Origin of the sequence: Chitinophaga polysaccharea, assembly GCF_007829335.1 — a bacterium.
GTDB classification, from domain to species: Bacteria; Bacteroidota; Bacteroidia; order Chitinophagales; family Chitinophagaceae; genus Chitinophaga; species Chitinophaga polysaccharea_B.
In genome coordinates, this window is record NZ_VIWO01000002.1 from 370,962 (window position 1) to 385,485 (window position 14,524).

Annotated in this window: 3 protein-coding genes; all 3 read left to right on the top strand. The window is 49.6% G+C overall.

Features of this window, described 5'->3' with window-relative positions:
• Positions 1–2: 2 nt before the first annotated feature.
• Genes FHW36_RS09460 through FHW36_RS09470 form a run of 3 tightly spaced genes read left to right on the top strand, consistent with a single transcriptional unit; the run spans position 3 to position 14,516 of the window.
• Complete coding sequence (locus FHW36_RS09460; RefSeq protein WP_145666170.1) at positions 3–9,437, top strand: non-ribosomal peptide synthetase; 9,435 nt, start codon at positions 3–5, stop codon at positions 9,435–9,437.
• A 39-nt stretch (positions 9,438–9,476) separates the two neighbouring features.
• A complete protein-coding gene (gene asnB / locus FHW36_RS09465; RefSeq protein ID WP_145666172.1) occupies positions 9,477–11,336 on the top strand; it encodes an asparagine synthase (glutamine-hydrolyzing) in 1,860 nt (619 codons plus the stop codon).
• A gap of 42 nt (positions 11,337–11,378) precedes the next feature.
• Positions 11,379–14,516, top strand: a complete 3,138-nt coding sequence (locus FHW36_RS09470; RefSeq protein WP_145666175.1) for a non-ribosomal peptide synthetase — start codon at positions 11,379–11,381, stop codon at positions 14,514–14,516.
• Positions 14,517–14,524 lie beyond the last annotated feature (8 nt).

Here is a 14,524-nt window from a genome sequence, read left to right on the forward strand (position 1 = left end):
CCATGAATACGCTCCAGGATATCTTATTATCAGGTTTTAAACAATATGCTGATAATCCCGCAATCGATGATGGCAACAGCGTTATTTCCTATGCGGCATTGCATCACGACAGCGATCTGTTGGCGCGTGCCCTGCTGGCCAGAAGCGGCGGGCAACAACTTATGGTGGGCGTTTGCAGTGAAAACAGGGTGAAAGTGATTACCGCATTGGTCGCTATCCTGAAGGCCAGGTGTATTTTTGTGCCAATAGATCAAACCTTACCGGCAGCGCGTATTCGTCATATTTTACATACTACAGCTGCTCCCTTGTTGTTGACTGACCAGGAACAGGTTACGCTTCTGGAGGAATGGAAGCCAGCACATGCCGTGGTGGCAGATATAGACGCCTGGATGCAGGAAACACCAGCAGCTGCTATATCATGGCCTGGCTATGATACAGAAGACAGTATCTATGTATACTTCACTTCTGGTTCCACCGGCCAACCGAAAGGTATTGTGGGAATGAATAAAAGCCTGCTGCATTTTATTCAGTGGGAGATCGGCAGCTTTCAGCTACAGCCTGGCGATCGTATCAGCCAGTTCATCAATCCGGGGTTTGATGCCTTTCTCCGTGATGTGTTTGCGGCTTTATGCGCGGGAGCTACCATTTGTATTCCCCGGGAGAAAGAAACCTTACTGCACCAGCGTAAACTGAAAGCATGGATACACGACAACAGGATTACCCTGATCCATTGTGTCCCCAGTTTTTTCAGGCTGATCAATCACGATGCAGGAGAAACGATCGCCTTCCCTCACCTGAAATATATCTTGTTATCGGGAGAAGCGTTGCGCCCGTCGGAGCTGCAACAATGGTACGATCAACATGGCGATACGGTACAACTGTATAACCTGTACGGCCCTACGGAAACGACCATGATAAAAACTGCTTACCGGATCAGGCGGGAAGATATGAGAAGCGCCACTATTCCTGTTGGAAAGCCCATGGAAGGAGCAGAGATATGGTTGCTCGATGAATCGTTGCAGCCGGTGGAAAGCGGTATGCCAGGGGAAATATATATCCGCACTGCTTACCGTACCAAAGGTTATTTGCATGAGCCCGGGCTGAACGAAGAGAAATTTATTACCCATCCCCAGGGGAATGGAGAACCATTATATAAAACCGGCGACCTGGGAAAATGGCTGCCGGATGGAAACCTGGAGTTACTCGGACGTATAGACCGCCAGGTGAAGATCAGGGGCGTCCGCGTGGAGCCTGGAGAAATAGAATCACATTTACTGCGTCATCCACAGGTAAGCAATGGCCTGGTAGTAGCGCGGCCAGATGGAGCTTCCAGCTATGAACTATGCGCGTATGTGGTGCCGGCAGCTACCAGCATCACAATGGCCGATATCCGGGAATACCTGGTGGACCTGTTGCCGGAGTACCTCGTTCCAACTCATTACGTAATGCTGGATAAAATTCCGCTCACAGCTAATGGTAAAACTGATATCGCAGCATTGCCCTTACCGGAAGCAGTAGCAACACCCGCCACCGCTGCGCCTGCCAATGCCACCGAGCAGCAGTTGGCGCAGATTTGGTCAGATGTACTGGGCATCCCATTGGTGCAAATCGGCCGGCACGATGATTTTTTCAAAATAGGTGGACATTCCCTGAGAGCCACGATCCTGGCGGCCAGGATAGAGAAAACTTTCGGGATAGCCTTTCCACTATTGGATATATTTTATTATCCTGTTTTATCGGCGATAGCAACGCGGATAGCCACCGCGGAGGCAAGCCAGGTACCGGTTATTCCACCCGCACCTGTTGCCTCCTCCTATGAACTGTCATCCTCACAGGAACGGCTATACGTGGTGCAGCAATACAATACCCAAAGTACGGCCTATAACATCACTACCACTTTAACCGTTGCAGGCTACCTGGATATTGATCGCCTGGAGTTGGCCATGCAGGCTATTATCGACCGCCATGAAAGCCTGCGTACGGCTTTTATCCTCCAGGAGGGCATGCCCCGGCAGGTAATACATGAACAGGTAACCTTCCATGTTACCAGGATGCAGGCTGCTATCGGCGAAGAAAATACGCTGATCCATGATTTTATTCAGCCCTTTAACTTACAGGATCCGCCGCTGATCAGGATGGGCGTGATCACCACTGCAGCTGACCAACATACCCTGGTACTCGATATACACCATGCGGTAGCAGATGGTACTTCCCTGGGTATCCTGGTGAGGGAATGCCTGCAGCTATATGTGGGAGAGGCGCCCGCAGCGGTGCCACTCCAATATAAAGACTATGCCGTGTGGCAGCAGCAACAACTGCCCATGCAGGCATTGCAGCAGCAGGAAGCTTATTGGCTGGAACAGTTTGCCAGCGACGTAGCCCCGTTACAGTTACCCACCGATTTCCCACGGCCGGCCCGGCAAACCCTGGAAGGCGCTTCCCGGCGCTTCCTGCTGGATAGCGCTACCTATGAAGCGGTGAAGGCATGCGCGGTGCAGTACAACACCACCGTATATACGATTTTGTTAACTACCTACCTGGCGCTGCTACAGGAGCTGAGCGGCCAGTCGGATATTGTTATCGGCACCATCATCGCCGGCAGGCGACAGGCCGACCTGATGAATACCATTGGTATGTTTGCCAATACCCTGGGACTACGGTTTGATATAGCCCGGGGCGCCACCTGGACGGAGCTGCTGCAATATGTAAAAATAAAAACGACAGAAGCCCAGCAACACCAGGACTATCCCTTCGAAGAGCTGGTGAAACGGGTGGTGAAATGGCGGGATCCGGGGCGTAGTCCATTACTGGATGTGATGTTCAACTTGCAGAACCTCGACCTGCCAGATATCGATCTCCCGGGGCTAAGCATCCGCAGATTTGATGTAGAGAAGCACATTTCCAAGTTTGATCTTACCCTCAGGGGCATTGAGGAATACGGCCGCTTTGAACTCACCTTTGAATACAATACCAACCTGTTTACGCCGGCTACCATAGAACGTTTTATTGGTGGTTACCAGCGTTTGCTCAACGATTTTATCCAACATCCCACTGGCCGCCCGGCGGAGGTTACCTTATTATCCAGGGAAGAAGAGCAGTGGTTACTGCACCAGGTAAATGCCGCACAGGAGACATTTCCACGGCACCGGGCAGTACATGAGTTATTTGAAGAACAGGCATTGCTGCACCCGCAGCAGGTAGCCCTCGAATGTGAAGACGAACAGGTGACTTACGAGGCGTTGAATGAGAATGCCACCCACGTAGCCCGCGCCCTGCATGCCCGGGGTATTCAGCCCGGATCGGTAGTTGGACTCATGATGGATCGCTGCCCGGATATGATAACAGCCATCCTCGCGGTGTTGAAATGCGGCGCCGCCTTTTTCCCGGTAGACCCGGATTATCCCGTGGCCCGCAAATCTTACCTGCTCTCCGATAGCGGGGTACAGGTGTTACTTACCAATACCCATACCCAATTTGATCAACAGCCCTTCCTGGAAGATTGCGGCGTACCGCACATTTTATGCATGGATGACCATAGCTGGTGGAGTAGCGATGCCAGTAATTTGCCGATAGCGGTTGCCGGTAATACCGCTGCTTACCTTATTTATACATCGGGTACCACCGGGCAACCAAAGGGGATCAGCATTCCTCACAGCGCGCTGGTAAACTATGTGAGCTATGCTATTGGCAACTACCAACAGGGTGCCGCCATGAACTTTCCCTTGTTTACCTCCGTAGCGTTCGACCTTACCCTAACGGCTATTTTTGTACCGTTACTGTCGGGAAACAGCATGATCATTTATAGCAGACGCGGACAAGACGCACTGCTGCTGGAACATATACTGGGAGAAGATAAAACAGATATTATTAAACTCACGCCCGCTCACCTGAAGATAATGGCGGCATTGCGTATACGGCCATCCAGGCTTAAAGTGCTGATAGTAGGCGGGGAGGCGTTACCTTACCAGCTGGCCTTGAAAATACATGAGCAGTTTAATGGCCACATAGCCATCTATAACGAGTACGGGCCTACGGAAACCACCGTAGGCTGTATTGTTCATCGGTTTAATCCTGCTGAAGTGCTGGAGTCGGTACCCATCGGTTTGCCGGTACCCAACACCCAGGTGTATTTGTTGAACGAATATCTACGGCCGGTGCCCGTAGGCGTAACGGGTGAAATTTACCTTGGCGGAGCGCAGCTCGCGCATGGTTACACGAGGCAGGAGGAACCCGGCAAGGCGAAATTTATTCCTCATCCATTTATTACCGGGGAGCGGTTATACCGTACCGGCGACCTGGCCCGCTGGCTGCCACAGGGCATATTGTTGTACATGGGACGTGCGGATGAACAGGTAAAGATCCGCGGATATCGCGTTGAACTGGCCGAAATTGAAAGCACCCTGTTATTGCATCCCGGCATCGATGCCACTGTGGTGGCAGTCAACGAAAATGCGGAGGGCGACAAATACCTGGTGGCCTACTACACCACCAGGCATCAACCGGACGTATCAGCGCTTAAACAGTTTATGGCGGAACGCTTACCGATCCATATGTTGCCAGCGCACTACGTGGAACTGGACCAGATACCATTAACAACCAACGGTAAAGTGAACCGGAAAGCATTACCGGCAGTGACACCACAAAGAGTGGCCGAAAAGCCTGCATCGATAATGGGTAACCCGGTAAAAGACCAGTTACGTAACATTTGGGCAGACGTACTGGAAATCCCAGCTGGAGACATCGATGATCAATCTGATTTCTTCCGGGCCGGTGGTCATTCACTGGCAGCTATTACCTTACTGGCTGCCATACAACAACAATGGGGTATACAGCTGGGGCTAAGCGAGGTATTTGATACGTCGGAATTTACACAGCAAGCTGCTTTACTCGAAGCTGCCATCACTACATCTACAGTACCGGTAACAGAAAATGCGGCTATTCCTGTAGCCCCCCAACAACCTTATTATCCGCTTTCATCCGGGCAGCGTCGCCTGTTCGTATTGCACCAGCTGGCACCACAATCAGTTGCCTACAACATTCCATTGTTTTACCGCGTAAAAGGCAGCCTGGATATTGAAAAAATAACCACCGTATTCCGGCAGCTGATCCAACGATACGACAGTTTCAGGACCGCATTTTATATCCGGGAAGGCGAGCCCGTACAATCTATTCAAGCCGATACCGATTTTCGTATAACCGTTTACGATGGGAAGGACGTGGACGCGGTTATCCGGCAGTTTATCGCTCCCTTTAACCTGGAGTGCGCGCCATTATTGAGAGCTGGCGTAATGCCGCTGTCAACGAATGAATATCTTTTGATGATAGATACCCATCATATTATATCAGATGAGGTGGCCACCAGCTTGTTTATGCATGATTTTGTCAGCCTGGTGCAGGGCGAAATCCTTTCCCCGGTAAAGCTACAATATAAAGACTTTGTGATGTGGCAGCAGAGGCCAGCCCAAATCAGCAGCGTCAACGCGCAAAAAGATTTCTGGATGAATCATCTATCCGGTGAGTTGTTGCCCAACGACCTGCCTGCTGATTTTCCCCGTCCAGCCGTGAAAGGATTTGATGGCGACGTGGTAACTGTACAGTTGGATGCCACTGTAACAGCACAGCTACAGGAAATAGCCAGCAACGAAGGCGTAACGCTTTACATGGTATTGCTATCATTGTACCATCTGTTAATCAGTAAACTGTGTGGCCAGGAAGATATATTAACCGGTACCATTACAGCAGGACGGCCCCACGCTGATTTGCAGAAAATACACGGCGTGTTTGTAAATACGCTGGTATTAAGAACTAAGCCGAGATATGACCTGCCGTACCGGGATTTCCTCCAACAAGTAAAAGCAATGACGCTGTCCTGCTTTGAACACCAGGATTATCAGTACGAAGAGCTGGTAGAAGCATTAGCGGTGGAAAGGGACACCAGCCGCAATCCACTGTTTGAGATCATGTTCAATATGCACAGTATTGCACAAGAAACGCTGTTACTAAAGGAGCTCACCTTCCTGCCTTACCCGTATTATACCACCACCACCAAGTTTGATCTTAACCTGCAGGTAGTGCAGCAGGAAGGGGGACTCACACTCAATTTTTGTTATGCTACCGCTTTGTTCAAACGGAGTACCATCACCAGGTGGGCAGGCTATTACGCGCGACTGGCAAGATCCATTGCCGGTCAATTATCACAACAGATAGGGGATATCAGCCTGCTGCCGGAAAACGAACGCGAACAACTCATTTATACTTTCAACGATACCGCAGTACCCTATGACAGGGCGGCTACCTTGCCGGATATTTTTGAAGACCAGGTGGCCCGCACACCATCGGCTACAGCCCTGGCTACGGCCACCAGCCATGTCAGCTACGATATGTTGAATATGGCGGCTAACCGCCTGGCGCATACCTTGATAGCCGGTGGAATAGGGCCTGGTAAGTTTGTGGCGGTTACCATCAGCCGTTCTATTGAAATGGTGGTGGCATTATTGGGAATCCTGAAGTCAGGTGCTACCTATGTTCCACTGGAACCCTATCTCCCGGATAACCGGGTAATGGGTATCATGGACACGCTACCTGTAGCTGCGGTAATAACAGATACCGCTCATGCCATGAAGGTAGCCTCCTGTACAGGAAGCCTGTCTATAGCCAGTCCGCTAAAGATCTGCCTTGGTAAGCAGGACCACGCATTACCGCCGGGAGCCTGGATCACCCAGCAACAGGTGGACCATCATCCCGTTCATAATCCCCGGTTACCCTTGTTATCTGATTCGTTGGCCTATGTCATTTTTACATCCGGTTCAACGGGCACTCCTAAAGGGGTAGCAGTTATGCATCGACCGGTGATCAACCTGATTGAGTGGCTGAATCGCCGCTTTGGTATTGGGGAACAGGATAAACTGTTATTTACTACATCGTTAGGATTTGATCTTTCGGTGTATGATATTTTCGGCATACTTGCAGCGGGAGGAGTGGTGCGTATTGCATCGTCTGCAGAAATAGCTGAACCGGAAAACCTGGTGTATATACTATTGAAAGAAGGGATTACCTGCTGGGACTCCGCCCCGGCAGCGTTGCAACAATTGGTGCCTTATCTTCCGGAAGCCAGGCATACTGGCACCGGTAGCCTGCGACTGGTGCTGCTCAGCGGCGACTGGATTCCGCTTACCCTACCGGTGGATGTAAAACACACGTTTACACAGGCGCAGGTCATTGCCCTGGGAGGTGCCACAGAGGCTACGGTATGGTCTAATTTCTTCCCGGTAAAGGATATCGATCCGGGCTGGAGAAGTATTCCCTACGGCAAGCCAATTCAGAATGCAGCCTATTACATTCTCGATAAACAAAAAAAATGCTGTCCTATTGGTGTAAAAGGTGATTTATACATAGGAGGAGAATGCCTGGCCAGCGGCTACATCAACGACGATACACTCACAACCGCAAAGTTTATCGCTAATCCTTTTGTACCGGGAGGTACGATGTATTATACCGGCGACAAAGCCCGCTGGTATGAAGATGGCAATATTGAATTCCTTGGCCGGGAAGATGCGCAGGTGAAGATCCGTGGCTATCGTATCGAGTTGGGTGAAATAGAACAGCAACTGCTGAAATATGCCGGGCTGAAAGCAGTAAAGGTGATTGTAAGAACAGGTCATAGTAACAACCGTTACCTCTGCGCCTATTATGTGGCTGATCAGTTGGTGGAAGACGAGGCGCTGCGCCGGTTTCTGAGCGGTCAGCTTCCGGAGTACATGTTGCCCGCTTACTTTATACGTATAGCGGCCATCCCCGTAACCGTAAATGGTAAACTGGATCTGAAAGCATTACCGGAACCCGCCGACAATGAGAAAAAACAATACCGGGCGCCGGTAACGGAAACAGAAAAAGTGCTGGTCAACATCTGGGGACGGGTATTGCAACTTGATAGCACCGCTATCAGTACCGATGCGGATTTCTTCAGGTTGGGTGGTCATTCTCTCAGTGCAACGCTGATGCTTGCCGCGGTTACACAGGAACTGGAGGTTAAAGTACCGCTGATTGAATTGTTTAAGCGGCCCGTATTAAAAGACCTGGCCCAATATGTAGCGCAGGCTTGTAAAACGTTATTCCATCATATAGAAAGGGCTGAACAGGCAGACTACCATCCGTTGTCGCCCGCGCAGCGGCGGCTGTTTACCCTGCAGTTCCTGATGAATGATTCCTGTGCCTATAACATGCCGGTGGCTTTTATGTTATCAGGCGTCATCGACAAGGCGCGACTGGAACAGGCATTGCAATCATTGATAAACCGGCATGAGAGCCTGTGTACCATTTTCTGCCTGCACAACGGTGAACCGGTTCAGCGGGTATTGGAGCAGGTTGCTTTCCAGCTTACCTGGTACAATGGGGTATATGCGTCGCCGCAGGAAGTACTGGATATTTTTATTCAGCCTTTTCAGCTGGAGGAAGCGCCACTTTTCCGTGCAGGCATATGGCAACAGGATGAAAGCCATTTTATGCTGATGCTCGATATGCATCATATCGTTTCCGATGGCATTTCGATGGATATATTGGTGCGTGACTTTCGATCGCTTTACCAGCAGCAGACAACGGGCGATATACCGTTGGGCTATAAAGACTATGTGCATTGGTATCTGAAGCCTGCTACCCAGGTCATGATCGCAGAGCAGGAAGCATACTGGTTGTCACAGTTCCGGGAACCGGCTCCTGTATTACAGCTGCCTGCCGATTATGAGCGTACCGGTTTAATGGACTTCAACGGTGAAGCCATCCGGTTCCGGGTAGCGCAGGAAACAGCCATGGCATTGCATACCCTGGCACAACAAGAAGGTGTGACGGTGTTTATGGTATTGCTGGCGGCATTGAATGTGTTGCTGGCTAAGTTAAGCGGCCAGGAAGATATTGTCATAGGCTCTCCTGTGGCTGCCCGCAGGCATACGGCTTTGCAGCAGATCGTCGGGCTGTTTGTTAATGTACTGGCCTTCCGTCATCAGCCATCTCCCGGTAAAACCTTCCGGCAGTTTATGCAGGAAGTGAAACAGGGCGTGCTCGATGGTTTCGACAACGGAGAATATCCATTTGATGCCCTGGTGAATAAGGTGGTGAGTCAGCGCAACTGGAGCCGTAGTCCGCTCTTTGACGTATACTTCTACATGGATAATATTCATATCGGATCGCTGGACATGCCCGGACTACAGGTACGGTTATACGAAATGAAAAGAAGGTATACCCAGTATGATATTATGTTGGGAATGAGCCAGCAAGGCACGGATTTAGCCGGGGTATTTACCTTCGCCACCAGCCGGTTTAGCCGCGCTACCATGGAACAGTTTACCGGCTACTTTCAGCAGATATTGCTCCTGGCAACCACTCATCCGGATCAGCTGTTACAGGATCTCCGGCTACAAAGCGTCTTCGTTGATTTTAAATAATTCTTTCTTCTCCTTCACCCGATAAACCCTATTTTTCTTATGTGTGGTATTTGTGGATATATGCTGTTGCCCGGCAGGCAACAACCGGCGCCCCCCATCATTGAGAGAATGGCAGAAAAGCTGCACCACCGCGGTCCCGACGGTACAGCCTTTCTGCATCGCCATCCTGTTACATTCGGCTTTACCCGGTTAAGCATTATTGACTTGTCGGGTGGTATGCAGCCGCTTACCAATGAAGACAACTCTCTGATGCTGATCTGTAATGGTGAGATATTTAATTACATTGAGCTGAGGGAAGAGCTGCGGCAAAAAGGACACTCCTTTAAAACCCATACCGACGTGGAAGTAATTCTTCACCTGTATGAAGAATTTGGGGTACATTTCTTAAATCGCCTCAATGGTCAGTTTGCGTTCGCACTATATGATGAAAAGAAAGGGCAACTGTTTTGCGCCCGTGATCACTTTGGCATTATCCCATTCTTTTATACCATGGCTGGCGATGGTTTTGTTTTCGGATCTGAGATCAAAGCCATACTCGAGTACCCGGGGATAAAGAAGGAGCTGGACCTCGTGGCACTGGACCAGGTATTTACCTTTCCTGGCCTGATCAGCCCCAGAACCATGTTTAAGGGCATTAAAAGTTTGGAGAACGGACACTATTTATTGCTGAACCGCGACGGTCAGCTGACCGACCACGAATATTGGGACCTTGTTTACCCGGAAATCGGGCATACAGACTATACCTATCCGGAACATTATTATGTGGAGAAACTGAATGAATTGATTGATCAATCTATCCGGCTACGGTTACGTGCAGACGTACCCGTAGGATGTTACCTGAGTGGAGGATTGGATTCATCGCTGATTGCGTCCAAATTAATGCATCTTACACCAGATGTGCGCCGGTATTCTTTTTCCATAGATTTTGCGGATCATAGCGCCTCCGAAGCTGATTTTCAGCGTACCGTGGCGAATATGATCGAATCTGTACATTCGGAAAAATTATTCCTGGAGTCGGATGTGATAGCCCAGCTACCCAAAACCATCTACCATTGCGAATGCCCCGTAAAAGAATCCTATAACACCGCATCGCTGACGCTCTCGCGCCTGGTGCGGGACAAAGATATAAAAGTAGTACTTAGCGGCGAAGGTGCCGATGAGCTATTTGGTGGGTATGTAGGCTACAAATTCGACAAAATACGCGGCATGATGGCCCAGGCGTCGCCGCAGCCGAAGAATGGCGAACATGCGTTACGCGAAGTGCTCTGGGGCAACGAAGATTTTTTCTATGAGAAAGATTACCATCTCTTCTCAGATGAAAAAAAGCAATTATATGCCAGCTCGATCAGTAATCATTTTCACGAAATTGACTGCCTGCAGCACTTTATTATTGATAAAGAGAAAATCCGGAACCGGGAGATACTCCATCAACGCTCTTATATAGATTATAAGCTGAGAATGGTAGATCACCTGGTATCTGATCATGGCGACCGCATGGCCATGGCTAATTCAGTGGAAGCGCGTTACCCTTTCCTGGATAAGCATATCGCCGAATTTGCCTACCAGATACCCACCGGCCTGAAGTTGAAAGATTTCCAGGAAAAACACATCATCCGCGAAATAGCCAAAGACATTGTACCGCCACGTATTCTCAAACGCGAGAAATTTGGCTTCATTGCACCTCCCAGTACCCAGCTGCTGAAAAAGAACCACGAGTACGTAAACGATCTGCTTTCCTATGATGCCATCAAACGCCGCGGTTACTTTAACCCCGACACCATCGAAGCCCTGAAGCAGCGATACAGCGAAAAAGATTTTAAACTCAATATACCTTTTGAAAGCGACCTGCTGATCACGGTACTCACTTTCGGCGTCTTTCTCGAGCAATTCGACCTGTAATTTTCTTCTCCAGATCGTTTATCCAAAATCTGACAACTGCTTATGTCAAACGAAATATTTCAACTACAGCTGAAAACCGCCCTGCGCACATATAGCCGGCAAATAGCGCTGATGCAGGGAGACCGTAAAGTTACCTATGAAACGCTGGCCGCAAACGCCTGTTGTATTACCCGGGTCCTCTTGCGCACACCAGGATTCAGTAAAGGTGATTTTGTCGGCATCCTCTGCAGCAGCAAACCACACATTATCACCGCAATAACCGGTATCAGTTGCGCTGGCGGCGTATTTGTACCCCTGGACACGGTGTTGCCTGCCGCTCGTATCCTGCAGATGGCAGATACCGTGTCATTGCCCATGGTGATCGCCTCCCGGGAAGATAGCGGGGTAGCAGGAATCATCGCGCAACTGCAACAACAGAAGATCCATATATTTTACATAGAAGATATGCTGCAGGCAGAGGAGTGTGAGGATACTGAATTCCCGGAAGTAGCTTATCATCGGAACGATGCACTGTATATCTACTTTACATCCGGGAGCACAGGTAAGCCCAAAGCGATATTGGGACAGAATATGAGTCTTCATCATTTTATTAACTGGGAGATAAATACCTTTAAAGTGACTGCTGGCGAGAGATTTAGCCAGTTGATCACTCCTGGTTTCGACGCCTTTTTGCGAGATGTTTTTGTTCCTCTCTTTTCCGGCGGTACTATCTGTATCCCTGAAGATCCACAACTGGTATTACAGGCAGATACGCTGTCGGCCTGGTTAAACCGGGAGGAAATTCAGTATATCCATTGCGTGCCCAGTATATTCGGGCTGATCAGCAACGCTGCCACCATCCACAGCTATCCCCGGTTACAGTATGTGTTCCTTTCCGGCGAACGTATTGTGCCTGCCACATTAAAGCCCTGGTACGCCCTGTTCGGATCCCGTATACAGCTGGTGAATTTTTATGGTGCCACCGAAACAACACTGATTAAAACATACTATGAAATCAGGCCGGCAGATGCAGACAGCCAAAATATTTCCGTTGGGAAACCCATGGAAGGCGCCAGGGTATTGGTACTGGATGAACAACTGAATATCTGTGATCCGCTGGTACCGGGAGAAGTATTTATCAGTACGCCCTATGCGGCGAAGGGTTATTATAACGAAGAAGCATTGACCCGTCAGAAGTTTATGTTCGATCCTTATGATCCCAATCCTGATGGTCGCATCTTTAAAACCGGTGATAAAGGCCGTTTGCTGGCAGACGGCAACCTGGAATTACTGGGTCGTATCGACCGGCAGATAAAGTTACGGGGGGTGAGAATAGAACCAGAGGAAGTAGAAACTATATTATTGCAACATCCATCTGTAAAAGAAGCTGCGGTCGTTACCACGACCATCAACGATACGACTATGCTTTGTGCCTGCCTGGTGCCAGTAACCGACGGCACAGGCAACAGCGAAGAAATATTGCAGTATGCCCATACCTGCCTGCCTGATTACATGGTGCCGGGCAAAATCAAATGGTTGTCGGCCTTCCCGAGAAAAGTAAATGGAAAGCTGGATTATGATCAGTTGGTAGCCTTGTTGCAACCGGTGTCTGAACCGGTATCCCAGCCTCTAACAGCATTGGAACAGCAACTGTTTGACACCTGGGCGGGCATCCTGAAAAACAATCAATTTGGTGCCGATAGTACTTTTTTTGAAGTGGGAGGTAATTCGTTTCACCTGATAGGGCTGGTAGCAAAAGTATACAGTCAATTCAGGGTCCGGCTCACGATCGAAGAAATTTTTAAATACAACAGTATCCGCAAGCTGGCTATTTTCCTCGAAGGAAAAATGACACAGGAGGCCCCGGATATAAAACCAGCGCCCTTGCGCGACTATTATCCACTGTCTGCGGCCCAGTTCAGGATCTACCACCAGCAGCAACTGCAGCCGGAAGGCACGGGCTATAACCTGCCTCAATGTTTTGAAGTAACTGGTCCGGTTGATATGGGAAAGGTAGAAGAGGTTTTCCGGCAAATGGTACAACGCCATGAAAGCTTGCGTACCTGTTTTAAGATGGTAGGAGGAGAAGTAGTACAACAAGTACTGCAGGAAGTCGATTTTCGTATAGACTACCAGGTAAGTACGGAGGCTGTCCCGGCATTGATATCCCGGTTTGTTCGCCCCTTCAACCTGGCGGAGGCACCATTGTTAAGGGTTACGCTGGTAAAGAGAGGACCTGCGCAATATCTTCTGATGATGGATGTACATCATATCATCGCAGATGGCTTGTCGCAGTTGTTGCTCAATAAGGAGTTTTCGTCTCTGTATATGGATTTGCCCGCGGCCCTGCCGGTTTTACAGTACAAGGACTTTGCCGTTTGGCAGCAACAGCAACGCACCAACGAAGTGGTACAGCAACAGCAGCAGTACTGGCTCAAAGCACTCGCCAATCCTCCGGCGGTACTATCGTTGCCGGGTGAACAGGCCACAGATCATGCTGCTGGCGCATTGCATCATTTTACACTGGCACGGGAAAGTTATCAGCGGCTGAAGAAAATGGCGAAGGAAAAAGAAACCACCATTTTTGTATTATTGCTCACTGCCTATAATATACTGTTATCGAGACTGAGCGGGCAGGACGACATTATTGTGGGAACTGCGGCCAGCGGCCGGCAACATGTGGCGCTTGATAAAATGATAGGTATGTTTGTAAACACGCTGGCCTTGCGCAATCAGCTCAGCCCGGATATGTCGTTCGATACCTTATTGAAACAAGTACACAAGAATACGTTAGCAGCGCTCCAGCACCAGGACTATCCACTGGAAGATATTATCCACCAGTTACAACTACCGCGGGGAAAACGGCATCCCTTGTTCAGCGTGATGCTGGTGCTGCAGAATATGAGCGTAGGCAGCGAAAACATTCCAGGCATTACCATTGCTCCTTACCCGATTGCAGAAAGTACGTCGCGGTTTGATCTCACACTGTACGGGCAGGATACCGGCAATGACCTTGTTTTCCGCCTGGCCTATGCTTCGCAGCGCTTTACCCCGGCCCGGATACAACGCCTGGTAGACTACTTCCAGGAAATTATTACACAAGTATTATCCTCTCCCGATATACAATTAAAGGATATTCATCTGTCACATCAGCTGGAAACAGCCGTTAACCAGGTTGAGAAGATATCCTTCCGGTTCTGATCCCATCC